Source organism: Nocardioides sp. NPDC006303 (assembly GCF_040613175.1).
Lineage (GTDB): Bacteria > Actinomycetota > Actinomycetes > Propionibacteriales > Nocardioidaceae > Nocardioides.
Window position 1 is genome coordinate 1 of sequence record NZ_JBEXRR010000056.1, and the last position, 21,249, is coordinate 21,249.

Annotated in this window: 21 protein-coding genes; 7 read left to right on the forward strand and 14 right to left on the reverse strand. The window is 70.6% G+C overall.

Translation table 11 applies throughout. The features are described from left to right. Positions 1-97: 97 nt before the first annotated feature. Entirely contained in the window at positions 98-1,561 is a 1,464-nt protein-coding gene (locus ABZY89_RS27110; protein ID WP_355232263.1) for an MFS transporter, read from the forward strand. A gap of 67 nt (positions 1,562-1,628) precedes the next feature. Here ABZY89_RS27110 and ABZY89_RS27115 read toward each other — a convergent pair whose 3' ends face one another. The 4 genes from ABZY89_RS27115 to ABZY89_RS27130 all read right to left on the reverse strand — a co-directional run bounded on the left by ABZY89_RS27115 (position 1,629) and on the right by ABZY89_RS27130 (position 4,217). After that, the gene (locus ABZY89_RS27115) at positions 1,629-2,057 is read right to left on the reverse strand and encodes a MazG nucleotide pyrophosphohydrolase domain-containing protein (RefSeq protein ID WP_355232265.1); all 429 of its coding nucleotides are present in this window, start codon (positions 2,055-2,057) and stop codon (positions 1,629-1,631) included. Continuing rightward, a complete protein-coding gene (locus tag ABZY89_RS27120) occupies positions 2,054-2,635 on the reverse strand; it encodes an NUDIX hydrolase family protein (protein WP_355232268.1) in 582 nt (193 codons plus the stop codon). The genes ABZY89_RS27115 and ABZY89_RS27120 overlap by 4 nt, the downstream gene beginning before the upstream one ends. Positions 2,636-2,695: 60 nt before the next feature. Next, positions 2,696-3,091: a nitroreductase/quinone reductase family protein gene (locus ABZY89_RS27125; protein ID WP_160025031.1), complete on the reverse strand. Its 396-nt coding sequence runs from the start codon at positions 3,089-3,091 to the stop codon at positions 2,696-2,698. 82 nt (positions 3,092-3,173) lie between these two features. Further along, entirely contained in the window at positions 3,174-4,217 is a 1,044-nt protein-coding gene (locus ABZY89_RS27130; RefSeq protein ID WP_355232271.1) for an alpha/beta fold hydrolase, read from the reverse strand. A 43-nt stretch (positions 4,218-4,260) separates the two neighbouring features. Here ABZY89_RS27130 and ABZY89_RS27135 point away from each other — a divergent pair, with 43 nt between their 5' ends. Beyond that, complete coding sequence (locus ABZY89_RS27135) at positions 4,261-4,638, forward strand: hypothetical protein (protein WP_355232273.1); 378 nt, start codon at positions 4,261-4,263, stop codon at positions 4,636-4,638. A gap of 10 nt (positions 4,639-4,648) precedes the next feature. Here ABZY89_RS27135 and ABZY89_RS27140 read toward each other — a convergent pair whose 3' ends face one another. The 3 genes from ABZY89_RS27140 to mfd form a co-directional block, all read right to left on the reverse strand. Continuing rightward, on the reverse strand, positions 4,649-5,101 hold the full coding sequence (locus ABZY89_RS27140) for a hypothetical protein (RefSeq protein ID WP_355232275.1): 453 nt from the start codon (positions 5,099-5,101) through the stop codon (positions 4,649-4,651). Next, the gene (locus tag ABZY89_RS27145) at positions 5,061-5,678 is read right to left on the reverse strand and encodes a MarR family transcriptional regulator (protein WP_355232278.1); all 618 of its coding nucleotides are present in this window, start codon (positions 5,676-5,678) and stop codon (positions 5,061-5,063) included. The genes ABZY89_RS27140 and ABZY89_RS27145 overlap by 41 nt, the downstream gene beginning before the upstream one ends. An 89-nt stretch (positions 5,679-5,767) precedes the next feature. Beyond that, positions 5,768-9,295 (reverse strand): transcription-repair coupling factor, encoded by a 3,528-nt coding sequence (mfd, locus tag ABZY89_RS27150; RefSeq protein ID WP_355232315.1) that lies wholly within the window; start codon positions 9,293-9,295, stop codon positions 5,768-5,770. Between the two features lie 187 nt (positions 9,296-9,482). Here mfd and ABZY89_RS27155 point away from each other — a divergent pair, with 187 nt between their 5' ends. Next, on the forward strand, positions 9,483-10,493 hold the full coding sequence (locus ABZY89_RS27155) for an aldo/keto reductase (protein WP_355232281.1): 1,011 nt from the start codon (positions 9,483-9,485) through the stop codon (positions 10,491-10,493). Here the strand turns inward: ABZY89_RS27155 and ABZY89_RS27160 are convergent. Together ABZY89_RS27160 and ABZY89_RS27165 are read right to left on the reverse strand one after the other, a co-directional pair. Beyond that, on the reverse strand, positions 10,450-10,893 hold the full coding sequence (locus ABZY89_RS27160; protein ID WP_160025038.1) for a MerR family transcriptional regulator: 444 nt from the start codon (positions 10,891-10,893) through the stop codon (positions 10,450-10,452). The genes ABZY89_RS27155 and ABZY89_RS27160 overlap by 44 nt on opposite strands. 43 nt (positions 10,894-10,936) lie before the next feature. Next, positions 10,937-11,692, reverse strand: coding sequence for an SDR family oxidoreductase (locus ABZY89_RS27165; RefSeq protein WP_355232284.1), 756 nt, complete (start codon positions 11,690-11,692; stop codon positions 10,937-10,939). 67 nt (positions 11,693-11,759) lie between these two features. Between ABZY89_RS27165 and ABZY89_RS27170 the strand changes: the two genes are divergently transcribed. Next, the gene (locus tag ABZY89_RS27170) at positions 11,760-12,347 is read left to right on the forward strand and encodes a TetR/AcrR family transcriptional regulator (RefSeq protein ID WP_355232286.1); all 588 of its coding nucleotides are present in this window, start codon (positions 11,760-11,762) and stop codon (positions 12,345-12,347) included. Further along, positions 12,344-13,243: a M15 family metallopeptidase gene (locus ABZY89_RS27175; protein ID WP_355232288.1), complete on the forward strand. Its 900-nt coding sequence runs from the start codon at positions 12,344-12,346 to the stop codon at positions 13,241-13,243. Before ABZY89_RS27170 ends, ABZY89_RS27175 begins: the two co-directional genes overlap by 4 nt. Before the next feature lies 1 nt (position 13,244). Here ABZY89_RS27175 and ABZY89_RS27180 read toward each other — a convergent pair whose 3' ends face one another. Next, positions 13,245-14,027, reverse strand: a complete 783-nt coding sequence (locus ABZY89_RS27180; protein WP_355232290.1) for a siderophore-interacting protein — start codon at positions 14,025-14,027, stop codon at positions 13,245-13,247. Positions 14,028-14,063: 36 nt separating this feature from the next. After that, positions 14,064-14,768 carry a hypothetical protein gene (locus ABZY89_RS27185; RefSeq protein ID WP_355232292.1) on the reverse strand — a complete coding sequence of 235 codons (705 nt, stop codon included), beginning with the start codon at positions 14,766-14,768 and terminating at the stop codon, positions 14,064-14,066. Between the two features lie 308 nt (positions 14,769-15,076). Here ABZY89_RS27185 and ABZY89_RS27190 point away from each other — a divergent pair, with 308 nt between their 5' ends. After that, positions 15,077-16,498, forward strand: a complete 1,422-nt coding sequence (locus tag ABZY89_RS27190) for a polysaccharide biosynthesis tyrosine autokinase (protein WP_355232294.1) — start codon at positions 15,077-15,079, stop codon at positions 16,496-16,498. Positions 16,499-16,500: 2 nt separating this feature from the next. Next, entirely contained in the window at positions 16,501-17,880 is a 1,380-nt protein-coding gene (locus ABZY89_RS27195; protein WP_355232296.1) for a hypothetical protein, read from the forward strand. A gap of 103 nt (positions 17,881-17,983) precedes the next feature. On the opposite strand, the gene ABZY89_RS27200 is transcribed toward ABZY89_RS27195, so the two are convergent. From ABZY89_RS27200 to ABZY89_RS27210, 3 genes are read right to left on the reverse strand one after another with little or no spacing between them, the layout of a single operon-like run. Next, entirely contained in the window at positions 17,984-18,895 is a 912-nt protein-coding gene (locus tag ABZY89_RS27200) for a glycosyltransferase (RefSeq protein ID WP_355232298.1), read from the reverse strand. A gap of 19 nt (positions 18,896-18,914) precedes the next feature. Continuing rightward, positions 18,915-20,546: a hypothetical protein gene (locus ABZY89_RS27205; RefSeq protein WP_355232300.1), complete on the reverse strand. Its 1,632-nt coding sequence runs from the start codon at positions 20,544-20,546 to the stop codon at positions 18,915-18,917. 25 nt (positions 20,547-20,571) lie between these two features. Then, entirely contained in the window at positions 20,572-21,192 is a 621-nt protein-coding gene (locus ABZY89_RS27210; protein WP_355232301.1) for a hypothetical protein, read from the reverse strand. Positions 21,193-21,249 lie beyond the last annotated feature (57 nt).

Sequence of the window (21,249 nt, forward strand, 5' to 3'; positions counted from 1 at the left end):
AGATGTCGGTGTGCTGACCGGGGACCCACGGGATCGCGCCCGACGCCTCCTGGGCGCGGGCGATCGACCCGGCCGTGGAAACTTTGCCTCGATGTCCGTGACCCACACCAGCCCCCGCCTCACCTTCGCCATCGTCGCCATCGGCGTCTGCTCCTACTCCTTGCTGCAGTCGGTCTCCGTGCCGACGATGCCGCTGATCCAGACCGAACTGGAGACCGACCAGGCGACAGGGTCCTGGATCCTGACCGCCTTCCTGCTCTCGGCCTCGGTCGCGACCCCGATCATCGGCAGGATGGGCGACTCCTTCGGCAAGCGCCGGATGTACGTGTGGAGCCTGGCCGCCCTCACCGCCGGCGCCCTCCTCGCCGCCGCGGCCCCAAGCATCGAGGTCATGATCGGCGCGCGCGTTCTGCAGGGGCTGGGTGGCGGCACCCTGCCGCTCGCCTTCGCGATCCTGCGTGACGAGCTGCCCAAGGAGCGCGTCGCCGGTGCGATCGCGGTGACCTCGTCGCTGCTCTCGATGGGCTTCGCGGCCGGAATCGTGCTGGCAGGTCCGGTCGCCGAGACGCTCGGCTTCCGGGCGCTGTTCCTGCTGCCCGCGCTGGTCGCGGCCGGCGCCGCGATCGCCGCGCTGTGGCTGGTGCCGGAGTCGCCGGTGCTCACCCGTGAGCCGATCCCGCTGCTTCCCGCCGTACTCCTCGCCGGCTGGCTGGTCGCGCTCCTCCTCGGTGTCAGCCGGGCGCCGTCGTGGGGCTGGACCTCGCCCGCCACCATCGGTCTGCTCGGTGCCGCCGTGGTGCTCCTGGCCACCTGGATCCGGGTCGAGTGGACCTTACGGCAGCCGCTGGTCGACCTGCGCCTGATGGGCCGCCGCGGCGTATGGACCGCCAACCTGGTCGCCCTGCTGATCGGCATCGCGATGTACGCCTCCTTCGGCTTCATCCCGCAGCTGACTCAGACCCCGCCGTCAGCCGGCTACGGGTTCGGCGCGTCGGTCACCGTCGCCGGCTACCTGATGCTCCCGACGGCCATCACCTCGTTCCTGTGCGGTCTGGTCAGCGCCCGGCTCGCCGAGCTCATCGGGATGCGTCGCATCCTGGTCATCGGCGGGCTGCTCACCGCGGTCTCCCTGGCCATGGTCGCCTTCGTCCACGACGAGCCGTGGCAGATGTGCGTCGCCGCCGGGCTCTCGGGCTTCGGCACCGGCCTGGTCTTCGCCAACCTCGCCAACGCCGTCGTGGCCGCGGTGCCACCGGAGCACACCGGCGTGGCCACCGGGATGAACGCCAACATCCGCACCGTCGGCGGCACCATCGGAACCGCGGTCATGACCTCCCTGGTCACCGCCCAGACTCTGCCGTCGGGCTACCCGACCGAGCAGGGGTACGTCAACGGCTTCGGCTTCCTCACCGTCGTCGCCCTGGGCGCGGCCCTCGCGGCCATGCTCATCCCCCTGGCTCCGCGAAAGGTCGCCCCCGTCGGCCGAGAAGTCACGTACGCGAACCGAGGCGTCGCTCCCGTCGGCCGAGACGGCACCGAGGTGCCGTGTCGGCCGACGTAACTGCCGTGTCGGCCGACGTAACTGACGTCTCGGCCGACGTAACTGACGTCTCGGCCGACGTACGTGCCTATTCGGCGGGGTGGGCGCGCTCGGCGGCCTTGGCGGCCGACCAGAGTTGCTCGACCTCTTCGAGGGTGTAGCGGCGGCCGGAGGCGGCCTCGGGGCCGAAGACGTGCGGGTTGCGGCGCTTCATCTTGGCGGTGAGGCCGGCGATGACGTCGTCCATGGTGAACTCGCCGGCCTCCTCCGCGATGGCGGCGTGGAAGTAGACCTGGAGCAGCAGGTCGCCGAGCTCCTCCTTGAGGTGCTCGGGGTCGGCCTCATCGATGGCCTCGAGGACCTCGTCGGACTCCTCGCGCAGATACTGCGCGAGCGACGCGTGGGTCTGCGACGACTTCCACACGCAACGTTCACGCATCAGCCGCATCAGGTCGAGGAACTCGACGAGCCCCTCCCCCGATGCGTACGTCCTGCCCTCGTCGTCGCCTGGGCTCAATCCAGCGCCCCGAACGCGCTCAGGCACTGCCGCAGCAGCGCGCCGCGACCACCCTCCATGTCGCCGACGACCTCGTCGGAGGCGGCCTCGGTCGGGGTCATCCAGGACAGCTCCAGGGCGTCCTGGCGCGGCTCGCACTCGCCGGTCACGGGGATCACGTAGACCAGCGAGACCGCGTGCTGGCGCGCGTCCTGGTAGCGCTCGCCGGGCCACGGGAAGTATTCGGCGACGGTCACCGGCACCGTGGTCAGCGGCAGGGTCGGGAAGGCGACCGGGCCGAGGTCCTTCTCCAGGTTGCGCATCAGCGCGTCGCGGATCCGCTCGCCGTGCAGCACTCGGCCGGAGACCAGCGACCGGGTGATCGTCCCGGTCGTGGGTGAGCCGCGCAGCAGCAGCCCGACCTCGGTGACCCGGCCGTCCGGGTCGACACGCACCGGGACCGCCTCCACGTAGAGGATGGGCACACGCCCGCGGGTCTCGCCCAGCTCCTCCTCGGAGAGCCACCCGGGCTCGGTGTCCCACTCGTTGCCGAAGGGCTCCTCAGGGAAGGACTGCTCGCCGAAAGCCTCCATCGTCATGCGTCGATCCTGCCAGACACAGGCGTACGTCACGGAGCAACGGCGCCGCAGTGTGGACTCTCACCGACGCAGGGCCAGGAAGCTGTCGGCCTTGAACGCCTTCTCGACCATCCACCAGGAGAAGCCGTCGTAGTAGGGACGCGCCTCGTCGCGGTCGAGGATCCGCGGCTGGGTGGCGGCGTGGTCGCGGCCCTTCCAGGTGATCGTGCACTCACCGGCGGCCAGCACGTTGCGTACCCAGTTGGTGCCGGCACCCCACGGGAGCGTGATCACGAACTCGTCCTCGGTGTGCAGCAGTGCGACCGGAAGACTCAGGTCGCGTCCGGTCTTGCGGCCACGGTGGTGCACCACGGCCCAGAGCGGGAACAGGCGGCGCCCGGCGAGGGTCCGCATCATCGGGGCGGTCGCCTTCGCCATCCGCCAGGAGTCGTTGCTGGGAGTGATCGTCGTCGTCATGCTCCCCACTGTGCCCAGGATCCGGGGTTGCCGCTTCCCGGGCAGTGGGCAGCCAGACTGACGGGTTCCCGTCAGTGTTCCCTCAGGCCGCCCCGTTGCGGATCGCCCAGGCAGTGGCCTCGGCGCGGCTGCGTACGCCGAGCTTTCGGTAGAGGTTGGCGGCGTGGCGCTCGACGGTGTGCTCGGCGATGCCTAGGTCCCGGGCGATGACAGCGTTCGTACGTCCCGTGGCGATCAGCCTCAGCACCTCGTGCTCGCGGGTGGTCAGTGCCGTTGTCGCCTGACCCGAGGCGGGCGCGGACCCGCGGTGCACCTCGCCGGTCAGGAACCAGCGGCTCACCATGGCGAGGTCACGGGCTCCGCCCTCGACGAACAGCGTCGGGGTGCTCCCTTCGAGCTCGACGAGCGTTCCGTTGCGTACGCCGTCGGCCAGCCGCCGGGACACCTCGACCGGGATCTGGCTGGCGCCCTGCCGGTGCAGCACGAGCGTCGGCGCCACCACCTGGTCGAGGAGGTCGCTGACGTCCATCCGGGCGGCCTCCGCGAACCAGTCGCGGGCGACCGCGGGCGTCGCGGCGGTGCGGAACGCCTCGGCGACGCGGCCGGCGTTCTCACCCGACCCCCATCCCAGCCAGGCGGTCGCGGCGGCGTCGGCGAAGAGGTCCCAGTCCTGCTCGACCAGCGACAGCAGCGCCTGTGTCTGCGCTGGACTCATCGCCTCGCGCATCCGCGCCGCGCCTCCGAACAGGAGCATCCGGTCGACGCGTTGCGGGTTGGTCGCTGCGTACGCCACCGCGGCCGCGACCGCGTGGTAGTAGCCGAGCAAGTTGACCCGGTCGGCACCGACCGCCTCGATGACCGCCTCCAGGTCGCGCAGGTGTGCGTCGAGGCCGAGGTCGCCGGCGCGGCGGTCCGAGGAGCCGGTGCCGCGGCCGTCGTAGAGCACGAGCGTCAGGTCCTGGCTGAGCCGCTCGTAGGCCATCCGCAGCGCGGGCACCCGCCACTGCGCCCGGATGTTGCTGAGCGAGGGCATCCAGATCGTCACCGGCCCGCTCCCGACGGCCTGGTAGGCGATCGCGATGTCGTCGCTGGTCTGCGCGTAGCGCACCTCTGGCTCGCCGGTCACGCGGCCATTCTTGCGCGTGGGACGGGTGAGTAGCGTCCTTGTCATGAACCGAGTCCTCCTCATCGGGCTGGCGCCCGAGGCTGTCGACCTCTCCGACGCACCGATCGACCTGGCCACGTTGAAGGAGCGGATCGCCGTCGGCAACGCCGAGGTCGCCGAGGCCGGCTACGACGCGCTCTCCTGCGAGATCGGCACCGGTGTCGACGACGCCGTCGCGCAGGTGCGCGAAGCACTACAGAAGCAGCCCTGGGACATCGTCATGATCGGCGGAGGCGTCCGGGCCGTCCCGGCCCACACCGAGCTCTTCGAGGCGATCGTCAACCTGGTCCACGAGCTCGCGCCCGGGGCCCGCTTCGCCTTCAACGCCGGCCCCGACACGACCCTGGCGGCGCTGCGCCGCGCGGGCGGCACTCGCACCTGAGTCAGCTGACTCAGGTGTCGAGGCGCGCCAGGGCGGCGTCGTACAACGTCTGCGCTGCCTCCGCGGCCGCGTCGGCGGCGGCGTGCGTGACCGGCTTGCCGAGATAGTTGTTGGCGTTGCGGTCCAAGCGCATCACGTCGTAGTGGGCGGCTGCGTCGCGCGGCGGCGGGGTGTCGAAGATGGCGGCGAGGAACCTGCCGACCTTCACATGGCCACCGGCGCCGTACGTCGTCTTGTAGCCGTAGCCCGCGAGGACCGCCTCGCCGACGTCGTGGGCGGCCTTGTAGGCGAGGTTGTAGCGGTTCTCGGTCCGGGTGACGTTGGGTACGTCGGCGAGGGCCGACTCCGCGCCGGCGAGGAAGGCACGGGCCTTCTTCTCATCCGGTCTCACGGCGCGCAGGGCGCCGGAGCGTACGAGCGCGTCAACCGCCTTCTGCTGCTCCGGGGTCAGCGGCAGGGGCATCCGGTCCTCCTCCATAGATCTCGATCACCGGGTTGGCCCGGGCCTCCTCGAGGAAGCCGGTCTGCTCCTCGACCTCCTCCGGGCTCATGATCGTCGGGTTGACGATGCGCCCGACGCTGTCGGAGACCTCCCGGCAGACGCGGTAGACGGCCCGCGCGTCGGGGCTGCCGATCACCATCAGGTCGATGTCGTTCGGCGGCGGCCCCGGCTCCCCCTTCGCCCTGGCCGCGAACGAGCCGAAGAGGAACGCCCGCTCGATCCCGTCGAGGTCCTCGAGGGCCTCCCTGAGCAGCACGACCGGGCCGGTGACCGTCAGCACGATCTCGCGCGTCGGCGCCAGCAGCGGGCTCTGCTCGTTTCCCCTGATCAGCCGGGTCCGTCCGACACGACGGTCGACGAGCAGCCCCGCCTCGAGCAGCCGCGCGACCTCGCGATGGACCGTCGGATAGGGCAGCCCGGCCCGTTCGGCGAGGTCGGTCATGCTCATCTCCTCGGCCGGGAGCAGCAGCTCCGAGAGCAGCAGCGCCTGCGCCTCCGACCGGAACAGAGGCGCGAGCACCGGAGCCTGACTTCTCACAAAATGGATAATAACCTCCATTTTGTGGATATGAAACCCCAAACCTTGCCGAGTCGGCTCGTTATGACGAGCCGACTCGGCGTGCGGGGTCAGGTGAGCGGGTCGATGATCGCGTCGATGACGACCCTGGCCCAGTCGAGCAGGTCGGGGCCGTCGAGGGGCTTGGCGGGGAAGCCGGAGGAGACCGGGCGAGGGACCATGATGGTGTCCAGCTGCGGCTTGACCAGCGACTTCGGGTACATCCGGTTCAGCCGGACGACGCGGGAGTCGGGCAGCGAGACCGGGTGGAAGCGTACGTTCTTCCCGGCCAGGGTGACCTCGGAGACGCCGGCCTGGCGGGCGCGGGCGCGGAAGCGGGCGACCTGGAGCAGCGAGGAGACCTCCGCGGGCGGCTTGCCGTAGCGGTCGAGGAGCTCGGCGGCGACCGACTCGACGTCCTCGTCGGAGCGGACCTCGGCCAGGCGCTTGTAGATCTCCAGGCGCAGCCGTTCCGAGGGGATGTAGTCGTGGGGCAGGTGGGCGTCGACGGGGAGCTCGATGCGTACCTCGTTGAGCTCCTCGGCGGCGCCGTCCGGGCCGGCCTTGAACTCGGCGACGGCCTCACCCACCAACCTCACGTAGAGGTCGAAGCCGACGTCGGCGATGTGACCGGACTGCTCGCCACCGAGCAGGTTGCCGGCGCCACGGATCTCGAGGTCCTTCATCGCGATCGCCATGCCGCCACCGAGGTCGGAGTGTTGCGCCAGCGTGGCCAGACGCTCGTGGGCGGTCTCGGTCAGCGGCTTCTCGCCGGGGTAGAGGAAGTAGGCGTAGGCGCGCTCGCGGGAGCGGCCGACACGTCCGCGGAGCTGGTGGAGCTGCGACAACCCCAAGGTGTCGGCGCGCTCGATGATCATGGTGTTGGCGTTGGAGACGTCGAGGCCCGACTCGACCAGCGTGGTGCAGACCAGCACGTCGAACTCCTTCTCCCAGAAGTCGACCATCACCTGCTCGAGCTGCTTCTCGTTCATCTGGCCGTGGGCGACCGCGACCCGCGCCTCGGGCACCAGCTCGCGGATCCGCGCGGCCGCCTTCTCGATCGAGTTGACTCGGTTGTGGATGTAGAAGACCTGTCCCTCGCGGAGCAGCTCACGCCGCACCGCGGCGACGATCTGGCGGTCCTCATAGGCCCCGACGTACGTCAGGACCGGGTGTCGCTCCTCGGGCGGCGTGGTGATCGTGGACATCTCCCGGATGCCGGTGATCGACATCTCCAGGGTGCGCGGGATCGGGGTCGCGGACATGGACAGGAAGTCGACGGAGGTGCGCAGGCGCTTCATCGCCTCCTTGTGCTCGACGCCGAAGCGCTGCTCCTCGTCGACGACGATCATGCCGAGGTCCTTGAACCGGATGTCCTTGTTGAACAGGCGGTGGGTGCCGACCACGATGTCGATGGTGCCGTCGGCGAGGCCGGCCATGACCTCGGCGGCCTCCTTGTCGGTCTGGAACCGGGACAGCCCGCGTACGTTGACCGGGAAGCCCGACATCCGCTCCATGAACGTCGACAGGTGCTGGGAGACCAGCAGCGTCGTCGGCACCAGCACCGCGACCTGCTTGCCGTCCTGTACCGCCTTGAACGCCGCCCGCACCGCGATCTCGGTCTTGCCGTAGCCGACGTCGCCGCAGACCAGCCGGTCCATCGGCACCGGCCGCATCATGTCCTGCTTGACCTCGTCGATGACGGCCAGCTGGTCGGCGGTCTCCTGGAACGGGAAGGCGTCCTCGAGCTCGCGCTGCCACGGGTTGTCGGGGCCGAACTGGAAGCCCTTGGTCGCCTGCCGCGCGGCGTAGAGCTTGATCAGCTCGGCGGCGATCTCGCGGACCGCCTTGCGGGCACGGGCCTTGCGCTTCTGCCAGTCCGCGCCGCCGAGCCGGTCGAGGCTCGGCTGCTCGCCGCCGACGTACCTGGTGACCTGGTCGAGGGCGTCGGCCGGGACGTAGAGCCGGTCGGCCGGCCCGCCGCGCTTGGAGGCGCCGTACTCCAGGACGAGGTATTCGCGGGTCGCGCCCTGCACCTCGCGCTGCTTCATCTCGATGAACTGGCCGACGCCGTGCTGCTCGTGGACGACGTAGTCGCCGGGCTTGAGCTCGAGCGGGTCGATCTGCTTCTTGCGCCGCGCGGGCATCTTGACCATGTCGCGCGTGGACGACTTCTGCCCCGAGATGTCCTCGCCGGTGAGCACCACGAGCTGGTTGCCCTCGTCGACGAAGCCGTGGTTGAGCCGGGCGTGGACGATGGTGACCGTCTTGTGGACGGGCTTGGCGCTCTCTTCGTCACCCTCTGCCAGGCGGGCCGGGACGTCGCGCTCCCCCAGGGCTTCGACCGTACGCTGCGCCGTGCCGTGCGCGGGCTGGACCACGACCACGCGATAGGAGTCGTCGCGCCAGTTCTCGATGTCGGTCAGCGCGGCGGCGGTGTCGCCGCGGTAGGCCTTTGCGGGCTGCCAGTCGATCTTGCGGGCCGGGACGCCGACGACGTCCGGGTCGGCGAGATCAGCGGCGGCGTCGTCGAGGCCGAACGGGCTGACCGACCACCACGGCTTGCCCTGGGCGATGGCGTGGGCGCGTACGTCGGCGAGGTCCTTATAGGAGGCCGCGGAGAGATCGATCGGGGCGACTCCCCCGCTGGCTGCGGCGGCCCAGGAGGCGCCGAGGAACTCCTCGGCGGTCGCGACCAGGTCGTGGGCGCGGCTGCGGATCCGCTCGGGGTCGAGCAGCAGGACGTGGCTGTCCTCCGGGATCAGGTCGAGCAGCAACTCCATGTCGTCGACGAGCGCGGGCGCGAGCGACTCCATGCCGTCGACCGCGATCCCGGCGGCGATCTTGTCGGTGAGCTCGATCAGGGTGGGGTGGGCCTCGCCGAGCGCCTTGGCGCGCGCCCGGACCTCCGGGGTGAGCAGGAGCTCGCGGCACGGCGGGGCCCACAGCCGCTCGGTCTCGCCGCCGTGCTCGGCTGGGATGGCGCGCTGGTCAGCCACCGCGAAGTGACGGATCGAGTCGACCTCGTCGCCCCAGAACTCCACACGTACGGGGTGCTCCTCGGTCGGCGGGAACACGTCCACGATGCCGCCGCGGACGGCGAACTCGCCGCGCTTCTCGACCAGGTCGACGCGGGAGTAGGCCGCGTCGGCGAGTTTTTGGACGACGACGTCCAGGGTCGCCTCCTGACCGGTGATCAGCTCGACCGGCTCCAGGTCGCCGAGGCCCTTGACCTGCGGCTGCAGCACGCTGCGTACCGGGGCGACGACGACCTTCAGCGGTCCGTGGGCGGTGTCGCCAGCGTCAGGCAGAGTGGGGTGGCGGAGGCGGCGGAGCACGGCGAGCCGACGGCCCACGGTGTCCGACCGCGGGGAGAGCCGCTCGTGCGGCAGCGTCTCCCAGCTCGGGTAGTAGGCGACCGAGTCGGGCGGGAGCAGGTCGGTCAGGTCGCTGACCAGGTCCTCGGCCTCGCGGGAGGTCGCGGTGACCGCGAGGACGGTGCGCTCCTGGCGTACGAGACCGGTGACGACGAACGGGCGCAGCGCCTCCGGGCCGGTGACGTCGAGCGCCAGCATCCGGCCGCCCTTGGCCTCCGCCATCACCTCGCTCAGGGCAGCATCGCGCAGGACGAGATCGGCGAGCGGGGCGAGGATCACGGGTGACTCCAAAAAGACAGGCAAGCACGAGAGCCCCCGGCCGGAAAGACAGGGGGTGCTGGCACCAGTCTAGAAGACGTTCGTAAAGACGTTTGACTTCGAGCGCGCGCGAGGCCGGAGCGTGGATCGCATGAGATACACGACCATCGGATCAGGCGCCGGATCACGGCGCGTCAGCAAGCTCGCGCTCGGCGTGATGCGGTTCGGGACCGACGCGGACGTCGAGACGTCGTACGCGATCCTTGACCGCTTCGTCGAGGCCGGCGGCACCTTCGTCGACACCTCCAACAACTACGCCTACTGGGCCAACGGCACCCAGGGCGGCGAGAGCGAGACCGTGCTCGGGCAGTGGCGCCGGGACCGCGGGATCGGCGAGGAGCTCGTCATCTCCACCAAGGTCGGCGCACGCCCGACCGACGTCGTCGAGCGCGTCGAGAACGGATGGCTGAACCAGCGCAACCGCACCTGGGAGGGGCTGGCTCCGGAGAACGTACGCGAGCAGGCCGACCGCTCCCGCGAACGCCTCGGCGTCGAGCGGCTCGACCTCTACTACGCGCACGTGCCGGACACGAAAGGCATGCCGCTGGAGGAGTACGCCGCGGGCTTCGCCGCACTCGTCAAGGACGGTGTCATCGGCCAGTTCGGGCTGAGCAACCACTGGTCCTGGCAGGTCGAGCGGGCTCGGGCGGCCAACCCGGAGGAGGCCCGGCCGAGCGTGCTGCAGTATCACCACACCTATCTGCGGATGCGCACCGACATCCCGAACCCGCGGCTCTCGGTCGACGGCGAGATCGGCGTCGCCGATGCTTCCCTGCTCGCCTACCTGCGGGCGACGCCGGGGCTGACGCTGGTGGCCTACACGCCGCTGCTCACCGGGGCCTACACGAATCCTTCGAAGCCGCTCGATCCCGCCTATGACCACCCGGGGACGACCGCGCGGCTCGCGGTGCTCGACGAGGTCGCGGCCGAGACCAGTGCGACCCGCAACCAGGTCGTGCTGGCCTGGATGATCGGGGACGCGCTCCCGGTGATCCCGCTGATCGGGGCCTCATCCGTCGCCCAACTCGAGGAGAGCCTGGCGGCGGTGGACCTTGAGCTCAGCGAGGAGCAGAGGGCTCGGCTCGACGCTGCTGGGCGATGAGCTCGGCATCGGGATCGGTCTCGCCCACGGCTGCGGCGTAGTAGGAGACCTTGAACTCGATCGCGTCCAGATGGGCAGCCGTCTCCTCCAGCTGCGCGCGCACCCGGTCGCGGTGTGCGCGCAGCAGGGCGAGGCGGGCCTCCTCGTTGCCAGAGCCGTCGCGGACCATCTCGGCGTAGCGCCGGATCTCCCGGATCGGCATCCCGGTCGAGCGCAGCCGGGTGATCAGCGTGATCCAGCCGAGGTCGCCCTCGGTGTAGGCGCGGTGGCCCGACCCGTTGCGGCCGACCCCGAGCATCAGCCCGTCGCGCTCGTAGTAGCGCAGCGTGTGTGCGGTCAGGCCGGTCCGCGCGGCCACCTCGGCGATGCTGAGCCCGTTGCTGTCCGCCTGCGTCGTCATGGACTCCAGTGTCCAGGTTGGAGTGCACTCGAAGTCAAGTGACTCAGAGCGCCGAGCCGCCGGTGACGTCGAGCGTCTCGCCGGTGACCCAGCGCGCCTGCGGTGAGGCGAGGAAGCCGACGGCGTCGGCGACATCCTCCGGGGTGCCGATCCGGCCGAAGACCGACAGCGCGTCGGCCTGCGCCCGCGGCCCGGGCAGGTTGATCCAGTCGGCGTTGATGTCGGTCTCGATCACGCCGGGGAGCACCGCGTTGACCGTCGCCCCACGCGCGGCGAGCGGCGCGGCCAGCGCGCGGGTGAGGTTGTTGATGCCGGCCTTGGCCGCGGCGTACGCCAGATGGGTCGGCGCCGCGACCCGGGTGTAGCCGGTCGACACGTTGATCACGCGGCCGCCCTCGCGCAGGTGCGGGGTGACCGCCTGGGTCAGGAACATCGGCGCGATCAGGTTGACCTCGAGCACACGGCGCGCGGTGGCCGGGTCGAGCTCGTGGAGCTCCTGGTTGCCGTTGATGCCGGCGTTGTTGACCAGGATGTCGAGGCCGCCTTCATCGGCGAGCGCCGCCTCGGTCCATGCCTCCGCGATCTCGGCCGCCGCCTTCGCGCCGTCCTCGCCGAGGTCCGCCTCGATCAGGACCGCCCGGGCTCCGGCCGACTCGACGAGCCGTGCGGTCTCCTCGGCGGCCGCGCGGTTCGAGCCGTAGTGGATGCCGATCAGGCCGACACCGTCGGCGGCCAGACGTACGGCGATCGCGCGGCCGATCCCGCGCGAGGCTCCGGTGACGAGTGCGTTGCGGGCCATCTCGGTCTCATTTCTGTAGTAGTCGCTAAATAATGCAGCGAGGGTTAATGTAGGGATCACTATGGAAATGCGCAAGCCCTCCCGCGGGCGACCCCGCTCCTTCGACGAGGACGCGGTGCTCGACGCCGTGATGCGGGCGTTCTGGGAGCACGGGTACGAAGGCACCAGCGTCGCGACACTCGAGGCCGCGACCGGGCTGAAGGCCCCCAGCCTCTACGGGGCGTTCGGCTCCAAGGAGGTGCTCTACCAGACCGCCCTCGAGCGCTACGCCAGCGAGCACGGCAACGTGCTCCGGCCCGACGGGCCGGCTCGCGAGGCCATCTCGGAGTTCCTGTACGAGGCGGCCGACCGGTTCAGCGAGAGCGGGCTGCCGCCGGGCTGCATGGTCTCGACGGCCGCGCTGGCGCTGGGCACCGCCCAACGCGGCGTCGCCACCCGCCCGGCGAAGATGCGCTCCGAGACGCTCGCGGGGATCGAGCAGCGGCTACGGACCGCGGTCACCGAGGGTGAGCTGCCGGCCGGGACCGACGCTGGCGCCCTGGCGCGGCTCTTCGGCGCGGTGATCCAGGGCATGTCGGTGCAGGCGATCGACGGCGCCACCCGGCAGGAGCTGCGCGGCCTCGCCACGGCCGCGATGGCTGCGTGGCCACGATGACGTTTCGCGGATCGCTGAGAGCCAGGACGTACCTCGCCGGAACGGCTGCCCTCCTGCTCGCACTCAGCGCCTGCGGCGGGACGCCCGAAGCCAAACCGTCGTCGACGACCAGCGCCTCGGCTCCCTCGACGTCGGCGGAGCCGTCACCCAGCGACGTACCTTCGCCTTCCTCTCCGGCTGTCGCGAAACCGGGGACGGTGCCGCCGCCGTGGCTCGGCACCCGGGTGCTGAAGGAGGACGCGGAGGGCTACGGGATCGCCGGGCCGACGCCGAAGGAGCTGCGCAACCGGGCGTGGACGCTGCCGGACATGATGCCGATGCTGCCCGGTGACGGCTTCACGGCCGAGGTCGACATCGCGCCGGACGAGGTGATCGCGCGCTCGACCTGGGTGCCGGGTTGCCCGATCTCGCGGCAGGAGCTGGCCTGGGTACGGATGACGTTCTGGGGCTTCGACGGCGCCCGCCACACCGGCGAGATGCTGATCAACGCCCGGGTCGCCGAGGACGTCGTCGGGGTCTTTCGGCAGCTCTACGAGGCGAGGTTCCCGATCGAGCAGATGGACATCACCACGAAAGCGGCCCTGGACGCACCGCCGACCGGCGACGGCAACGGCACCGGCGGCTTCGTCTGCCGCCCCTCGGTCGGCCAGACCTCGTTCTCCCAGCACGCCTACGGCCTGGCGATCGACCTGAACACCTTCCAGAACCCGTACGTCAGGGGCGACCGCGTCATCCCCGAGCTCGCCCGCTGGTATCTGGACCGGTCCAGGAGGGCGCCCGGGATGATCCACGACGGTGACGTCGTGGTCCAGGCCTTCGCCGACATCGGCTGGGAGTGGGGCGGAGACTGGAACTCGCTGAAGGACTACCAGCACTTCAGCGAGAACGGCACCTGACTCAGGCGGACTCGGTCTCGGCGAGCTCGCGCTTCCAGTCGCGGAAGGTCTCCTCGGTGCGGCCGCGGCGCCAGTAGCCGGAGATGGAGAGGTCGGCCTTCGGGACGCCGCGCTCCTTGAGGAGGTAGGGGCGGATGCCGTGCATGGTGACCGCGGCCTCGCCGTGGACGAAGGCGTGGACGCGGCCGTCGAGCCACTTCAGGTCGCGGATGGCGGTGACCAGCGGCTGCTCGTGGCCCTCGGCGTCCTCGGCGGCGTGGTGGGTGTGGCCGCCGGTGACCAGCCAGGTCACCTCGACGCCCGTGGGGTGGTCGAGGGGCTGCTCGTGGCCCGGCGCCGGGATGTCGATGACGGCGTAGCCGCGGGCGTCGGAGGGCAGTGCGGACAGCGCGGCGCGGATGGCGGGCAGGGCGGTCTCGTCGCCGGCGATCAGGTGCCAGTCGGCCTCCGGGTCGGGCGAGTAGGCGCCGCCGGGGCCACGAGCCACGAGGGTGTCGCCGGGTATGGCCGCCGCGGCCCAGGGGCCGGCGTACCCCTCGGTGCCGTGGACGACGAAGTCGATGTCGAGGGTGCCGTCCTGGACCGAGGGGTTGAGGGCGGTGTAGGTGCGCACCACCTCGCCGTCTACCTGCGGGAAGGCGAGCTTCACGTAGCGGTCGGTGAAGACGCTCGACGAGAAGGCGCTCAGGTCTTCGGAGCGGAAGCTGACCCGGATCATCGTCGGACTGAGCCGCTCGGTGGCGGTGACGACGAGGATGGTCTCAGGCTTGGCGGGACGGCTCATGTAGGTAACCCTAACTTGCCTTCAAACACGCCACGGTCAACCCGCTGACCGGGTGGAGTGCGCGGACCGGGGCTGGGTGGTCTCGACCGGCTCGGCCGGCGAGGGGATGTCGGGAGCGAGGCGCTGGGGCTTGGCAACCAGCGACAAGCTCGGCTCGAGCACCCGCAGCAGCGACTCGACGTGGCCCCGGGCCTCGGTCACTAGTCGCCGGGCCTCTCGCGGGGTCCGCTTCTTCAGGTCCTGGAGGTCGTCGTCGGCCGGCCGTCGGACCCGCCGTCGAGCCTTCTGCAGCGGAGCGAGCTGGACGAGCGTACGCAGCCGGGTGGCCGCGTCCGCCTCCGAACCCGCGGGGCCACCCAGGGCGGTCCGTCCCAGCAGGTCGCCGAGCGCGGCGATCTCTACGAGGGTGAAGGTGCGCTTGACCGCGGAGGGCACGAGCTTGGCGACCTCGCTGCGGTGGGAGCGTTCGGCGGTGATGATCAGGTCGGCGCTCTCGATGTCGTCGACGTCGAGCGGGTAGGCCTGGTGCCTGGTCAGCCGGACCCCGGCGAGAGCCACTTCGGAGGCGATCATCGGGTCCATGTCGTAGCCCTCGAGCGCCTCGCTGCCGGCCGAGATCACCGTGATGCCGTGGCGAGCGAGCCCACCGACCTGGCCGACGCCCTCACGGAGCATCGCCTCGATCGCCGGCGATCGTCGTACGTTCCCGCTGCAGACGACCAGGATCGTCGCGGTGTCCATCCCTGCCTACCTTCGAAACAGTTGCCTGCCGGTTCTCGAGCGCGGACCTCACATCCACGCGGCCAACCCCCCGAACGTGACGGACAGACATTACGCAGTCGACGTACGGCCCCAGAAACCGACGGCCGATCAATCCCCCATTTGGGTGAACGGGCCGGACACCCGGCCCTGTCATCCCCAAAACGGGGTGAGGATGTGCGATGGCCCCGTGGCCCCGCCCTGACGGCGCCACCCATTGCCTCGGGCTCCGCTTCGGCGGGTGAGTCCCGGACAAGCAGCCTGGCAAAGAAATCGGATGGAGTGACCTGTTGGACCTGCGCGACTATGTCGCTGCCCTGCGAAAGCGCTGGTACATCGTCGCGGTGCTCGCGATCATCGGTGCCGGCGCGGCCTTCGCGCAGGCGCACGCGAGCCCGCCGCAGTACCGCGCGCAGAGCACCGTCTTCGTCTCGATCGCCCGCGGCGCGACGACCCAGGAACTGGTCCAGGGCTCGACCTTCACCCAGGACATCGTCCAGTCGTACGCCAAGCTGGCGACGATGCCGGTGGTGCTCGACCAGGTCATCTACGACCTCGACCTCGACACGACCCCCAAGGCACTGGCCGAGGAGATCACCGCCGAGAACCCGCTCGACACCGTGATCATCGAGATCGACGCCGTGGCCACCACCAGCACCGGCGCCTCCGACCTCTCCAACGCGGTCGCCGACGAGCTCACCACCACGATCACGAACCTCTCCCCCAGCTCCAACAAGAAGCCGGCAGTCCAGGTGACCGTGGTCGCCCGGGCCGACCCGCCCCAGGAGGCGTTCGCACCGCGCACGCGGCTGGCCGCTCTGGTCGGTTTCGCCGGCGGCTTCGGCCTCGGCGTCGCGATCGCCGTGGTCCGCGCCCTCCTGGACACCCGGGTCAGGACCGCAGCCGAGATCGAGCAGCTCACCGACGTCGGTCTCCTGGGGGCGATCCCCCGGCGCCGCGGTCAGCGGCGCTCGCGTGGCGCGGTGACCGCCATCGACCCGCACAACGTCGCCGCCGAGGCCTATCGCAGGCTGCAGACCAACCTGCAGTTCCTCGACGCCTCCTCGAGGGTCCGCTCGATGGTCGTGACCTCCTCGATCGGCGGCGAGGGCAAGTCGACCACCTCGATCAACCTGGCCCTGGCGATCGCGGAGCAGGGCCAGCGCGTGCTGCTGGTCGACGCCGACATGCGCCGCCCCGCGGTCGCCGACTACTGCGGCCTGGAGGGTGCGGCCGGGCTGACGACGGTGCTGATCGGGAAGGCCGAGCTCGGCGACGTCGTCCAGGTCTGGGGCGACGCCAACCTGCACGTGCTCACCATGGGCGAGATCCCACCCAACCCCGCGCAGCTGATCGGCTCGCCGCGGATGGCCGACCTGCTGGAGGAGGCGCGCGCCGGCTACGACGTGGTCATCCTCGACTCCCCGCCGCTGCTCCCGGTGGCCGACGGCGCGATCCTGTCCCGGCTGACCGACGGCGCCCTGGTGGTCGCCAACTGCCGTACGATCCACCGCCCGCAGGTGCTGGAGGCCATCGACAGCCTCGAGGCCGTCGATGCCCGCTGCCTCGGCATCGTCGCCAACCAGGTCCGCGACACCGCCGCGCACACCTACTACGGCCAGCCGGAGCAGAGCTGGTTCGCCCGCCTCCTCTCCGGTCTCGTACGTCCCCGGGAACCGCGCCAGCAGGGCTACCCGGCCGCCGGGAGCTGAGCATGGCCGTCGCGACGGCGGTCCCGGTTCGCGCCGGTCGCACCGGGCGCACCGGGCGCACGCAACGCGTCGAGCGCACCGGCTGGGAGGTGCTGACCGCTCTCCTGGCCGGTGCCGCGGCGTTCCTCGCCGGGACCGACTTCGATCTCGTCCGTGGCCTGACCGTGGGCGGGCTGATCGGTGCGGCCCTGGCGCCGGTCTGGATCCGGGAGGCGAGCCGCTACCGCGGCGCGGCTCTGGGCGGCGTACTCCTTCTTGCCTGCCTCTTCTCCGCGCTGGCGCTCGCCACCTGGCGCTCGGCGACCCACCCGCCGACCGAGGCCGGTGTGCTGTTCGAGCTGCTGCCGGTCGTTTCGGCCGCGATGTGCGTCGGGGCGTTGCTGTGGGCGCAGCGGGTGCTGTCGCCGGGGGTCGTGGTGTGCCTCTACGCCGTCGGCTCGTTCATGACCGCGACGATGAACTCCCGGTTCGCCGAGGACCCGTGGCGGTTCGGGTTCTCGATGCCCTCGACGATTCTGCTGCTGGGAGCCTGCCTGCTCATCCGGCAGCGTCCCCGCAAGCGGCTCCTCGCAGACATGACCGCTCTCGGGATCCTCACCGCGGTCACCGCGCTGTCCGGGGCCAGGTCGATGAGCGCGTTCCTGATCATGACCGCGGTGCTGCTGCTGTGGCAGCACCGGCCGAAGACCGCCAAGCGGACCACCTCGGCGCTGCTCTCGCTGGTGCTGGTGGGGGCCTTGGGGCTCGGGCTCTACCGGGCACTGGAGGGCGCGGCACTCGACGGCTACCTCGGCCAGTCGGCCCAGGAGCGCACCGAGGAGCAGACCCAGGCGGCCGGGTCCCTCATCCTCGGCGGTCGGCCCGAGATCGGCGCCACGGTCGCGCTGATGCTCCACGAGCCACTCGGCTACGGCGCCGGCGTCATGGCCACGCCGACCGACATGCAGGCCGCGAAGCAGGGCATGTCTCTTCTGGGCTATGACCCCGACAACGGCTACGTCGAGCACTACATGTTCGGCACCCGGATCGAGGTGCACTCGCTGATCGGCGACCTGTGGATCTGGTTCGGGCTCGCCGGGCTCGTGCTGGCGGGGTGGCTGCTGTGGCTCGCCACCATCTATCTGGGCCGCAGCATGGCCCACCGCACCGGCACCGCGCTCGGCATCTTCCTCGCCCTGCAGCTCGGCTGGAACCTCTTCTTCGGCCCGATCATCAGCTCGCTGCCCCCGCTCGCGCTGGCGCTCGGAGTGTTCCTGCTCCAGCGCAAGGAGGCTGCTGCCGAGCCGTCCCCGCCGACACAAAAGCTGCCGGCGCCACGGCGGCGCCGTCGTGACGCGCGCGCTCGCCGCCGCTACCTCGCGGAAGGCCCGCATCGCACATAACAGCGCGGAGTCGCAGCCGACACAGTCCCAGCGAGCGCCGATAAGACCGTGTTGGTCTCGACACGCCTCCGCCTAGCGGCTCCGGCGGCTCGACCAGCGTGGGTCAGCGGGCGTACTCGGTCACGTAGGAGCCCCAGGCGCCGCGGAGCATGCCGACGCCGCGGAGGAGGGTACGCGTGCCGCGGGCGTGGTGGGTCAGCGAGCCGGTGAGGCGGCCGACGACGAGACGGGCGGATCCGCCCAGGACGCGGACGATGCCGCGGGCGGTGGCGCGGAGCCGGGCCACCGGACGGCGGCCGGAGGGGGCGAGGTAGACCTGCACGCGCGAGTCCGAGTTGCCGATGCGGGAGGCTCGGGCGCGCACCCACTCCGGTGTCGCGCGGTCGGCCGGGACCAGGTCATGGACCGGGGCCTCGTCGCACCACACGATCCGGCCGCCGGCGGCGGAGAGGGTGCGGGTGAAGACGGTGTCGGAGCCGCCGGAGAGGCCGAAGCCGAGATCGAAACGCAGCGGGCCGACCTGGCGCATGTCGAGCAGCAGGTTGTTGGTCGCCGCGGTGGTGACGACGGTGCCGGTGACATGCCGCAGCCTCTGGAAGAAGCCACCCGCCGTGATCCACGGTTCCGGCTCGGCGGTGAACGTGGAGAGCACCGGCCCGACGACGGCAGCGGCGCCCGTCTCCTCCCAACAGGCGAGCAGGGTCGGCAGCCACTTCTCCGAGGGCTGCTCGTCGTCGTCGATGAAGACGACGACCGCCTCGGGACCGGCCTCGGTGAGCGCCCGGTTGCGGGCGGCGGCGATCCCTGGAGTGGGCTCGTGGACGTAGACGACGCGTACGTCACATCCGGCCGCCTCCGCCACAGCACCAGAGGCGCTGGGCTGCTCGTCGTTGTCGACGACGAGCAGCCGCGCGCCAGGAACCAGGTCGAGCTGGGTGCGGAGCATGCCGATCGCCTCGGCCAACCCTTCGGGGCGCCGGTAGGTGAGCATGCAGACCCAGACCGGCTGAGCCATCGGACCTGTCATACGAGCATCACTTGATCGTGACCGTCACCCAGTCGGAGCGTGAGACGTTGCCGAGCGGGTCCACTGCCTCGATCTTGTACTTCTGCGACGAGCGGCTGGCGCGGCCGGTGTCGGTGAAGGTCATCGCGGTGTGCTTCCAGAACGGGGCCGAGACCTTCACGGTCTTGATCGGCGTGGAGTCGAGCGAGCCGCGGTAGAGCTTGTAGGTGACGGTCGCGTTGTCCTTGTCGGGGTTGCCCGGCCACTTCAGCGTGGCCTTGCCCGCGGAGGGTGAGGAGCCGGTCAGCGCCCACTTGGCGCCCTTGAGCGTCGGGCCGACCTTGTTGGGAGCGATGTCCTTGACGGCGAACCGCACCAGACCCTGCTGAGCGACGCCGTTGACCTTGAGGAACTCACCGCCGTACAGCACGTAGCTACCGTTGGCGGTCACGGTCCAGGTCGACTGCTTGGCGCTGGTGTAGGTGCCGTTGGTCCACTTGGGATACCACTCCAGGAACTCCGGGCGCGGGGTTCCGGGGTGGTCGGGGTAGCCGTACTTGTCGTCGGCGATGTTGGTGCCGCGTACGTCCTGGGTCGTGGCGGTGGCGTGGTACCACGCCCGCGGCTTGGTCTCCGGGAAGCCACCGGAGGTGTCACAGCCGTGCTTGTGGCTGGCCTGGTAGACGGCCGCGGCGGTCGGCCAGACGGCGTAGGTGTCGCCGTGGCAGTCCTCGAGCCAGGTCAGCTTGCCGGTGGCCCAGTCGGCCTTGAAGGATCCTTCGGAGTTGCCGCCGTTGCCGTAGTCGTAGCCGGTGCCGTAGAAGCTGGTGCCGTCGGACTCCAGGGAGAGGATCGCGGCCTCGGCGCCGCCGTTGCGGATCTCGGAGTTGACCGGCAACGCCAGCGACTTGCCCGAGGAGACCTCGATCCGGGCCAGGCCGTAGCCCGGGTTGGAGGAGCCGTTGACGCTGGTGAACGCCCCGCCGATGACGATCTTGGTGCCGTCGGAGGAGACCACGATGTCGTTGACGTTGCCGCCGGCGAGCTTCGGGTTCATCGGCAGCAGGCCGGTGCCGGTGTCGCTCGGTTTGACGGCGGCCACCTTCGTACGTGCCGTGTTGTCGGCGGACGTGAAGACGCCGCCGTAGAAGACGGCGCTGGACGTGGCCGCGACCGCGTTGGTGGTCGAGTTGAAGATCGGCCGGAAGCTCGTCGCCTTGCCGGTCGCGAGGTTGATGGCGGCGCCCCGGTAGCGGTTGACGCCGTCGACCTGGGTGAAGCCGCCCGCGACGTAGAGCAGCTTCTTGTCGGGCGAGAGCGCCATGTCCTTGACCTGGCCGTTGAACTTCGGCGCGAAGGTGGTGACCAGCTTCCCGGTCGAGAGCCGGTAGGCCAGCATGTTGGACCGGGCGGTCTCGCTGGTGCCGGCAGCGGCGCCCGCCGGGCGCGCCGAGGTGAAGTTGCCGCCGACGTAGACGATGTCGCCGACGATCACCTGCTTCCAGGCGACGCCGTTGATCTGCACAGTGGGAAGTACGTCGGCAGCGACCGTCTTCGGCAGGTCGGGATCGGTCGGCGCGGTGTCCGCCGATGCGGAGGTCGCGGAGGCCAAGGTCAGGCTCGTTGCCGCGAGCAACAGAACAGCCAGGATCGGCTTCATCACATCTCTCATCGTGGGGGGAGGGTTATCGCTGGGGACGGCCCTTGAAGACCACCACGTCGGCGCCGTTGCCCAGATCGAGCTCGACGCGTACGGGGCGGGCTTCCTCGGGAATCTGGAAGACGTAGACGCCCTTGGCGGACTCGCCGTCCGCGACCGAGGCCGGGAACGGCACCTCGCCGTCGGAGGCGACGCTGACCGCCGGGGTGCGCTCAGACCCGTAGTAGGCGTTGACCACACCGAGCGCCAGGTCGAGCTTCTTCCCGGTCTGGTTCTTCACCTTCACGGTGATCGCGAGCGCCGGACCGCCGATCTCGCCGGGCAGGCTCGCCGTGGCCTCGACCGAGTCGATCCTGGCCAGCCGCGCCGTCACGCCCGGGGCCGAGGTCGCCTCGGCCTGGAGGCCGACAGTGCGGTTGTCGCCCGACGGCTTTCCCGGCTCCGACTCCTCGGAATCGGAGGACTCGGACTCCTTCTCCGACGGGGTCGCCGTCGAGGTGGGTGCGGCGGCCACCGTCGAGTCCGACCCGGCGTTTGCCGGGCCGGACGGGTTGCGCACGATGAGCACGACCGCGACGCTCACGAGGACGACGGCGGCAACGGCTGCCGCGACGTACATCCTCGAGCGCGGGACTTGACTGAGCATGGGGGATCTTCCGCGGGCGGGTCGGACAAAGACATCGATTCAAAGACGTTGGATTAA

Bases quoted from the DNA above. Each gene is read 5' to 3' on its own strand.
- ABZY89_RS27160 (WP_160025038.1), bottom strand. From the start codon at position 10,893: ATGACGACGCAGGCGGACAGCAACGGGCTCAGCATCGCCGAGGTGGCC.
- ABZY89_RS27140 (WP_355232275.1), bottom strand. From the start codon at position 5,101: ATGCCCCTGCCGCTGACCCCGGAGCAGCAGAAGGCGGTTGACGCGCTC.
- mfd (WP_355232315.1), bottom strand. From the start codon at position 9,295: ATGGCGGAGGCCAAGGGCGGCCGGATGCTGGCGCTCGACGTCACCGGC.
- ABZY89_RS27195 (WP_355232296.1), top strand. From the start codon at position 16,501: ATGGCCGTCGCGACGGCGGTCCCGGTTCGCGCCGGTCGCACCGGGCGC.
- ABZY89_RS27165 (WP_355232284.1), bottom strand. From the start codon at position 11,692: ATGGCCCGCAACGCACTCGTCACCGGAGCCTCGCGCGGGATCGGCCGC.
- ABZY89_RS27210 (WP_355232301.1), bottom strand. From the start codon at position 21,192: ATGCTCAGTCAAGTCCCGCGCTCGAGGATGTACGTCGCGGCAGCCGTT.
- ABZY89_RS27175 (WP_355232288.1), top strand. From the start codon at position 12,344: ATGACGTTTCGCGGATCGCTGAGAGCCAGGACGTACCTCGCCGGAACG.
- ABZY89_RS27170 (WP_355232286.1), top strand. From the start codon at position 11,760: ATGCGCAAGCCCTCCCGCGGGCGACCCCGCTCCTTCGACGAGGACGCG.
- ABZY89_RS27205 (WP_355232300.1), bottom strand. From the start codon at position 20,546: ATGAAGCCGATCCTGGCTGTTCTGTTGCTCGCGGCAACGAGCCTGACC.
- ABZY89_RS27155 (WP_355232281.1), top strand. From the start codon at position 9,483: ATGAGATACACGACCATCGGATCAGGCGCCGGATCACGGCGCGTCAGC.
- ABZY89_RS27185 (WP_355232292.1), bottom strand. From the start codon at position 14,768: ATGGACACCGCGACGATCCTGGTCGTCTGCAGCGGGAACGTACGACGA.
- ABZY89_RS27120 (WP_355232268.1), bottom strand. From the start codon at position 2,635: ATGACGATGGAGGCTTTCGGCGAGCAGTCCTTCCCTGAGGAGCCCTTC.
- ABZY89_RS27125 (WP_160025031.1), bottom strand. From the start codon at position 3,091: ATGACGACGACGATCACTCCCAGCAACGACTCCTGGCGGATGGCGAAG.
- ABZY89_RS27200 (WP_355232298.1), bottom strand. From the start codon at position 18,895: ATGGCTCAGCCGGTCTGGGTCTGCATGCTCACCTACCGGCGCCCCGAA.
- ABZY89_RS27135 (WP_355232273.1), top strand. From the start codon at position 4,261: ATGAACCGAGTCCTCCTCATCGGGCTGGCGCCCGAGGCTGTCGACCTC.
- ABZY89_RS27180 (WP_355232290.1), bottom strand. From the start codon at position 14,027: ATGAGCCGTCCCGCCAAGCCTGAGACCATCCTCGTCGTCACCGCCACC.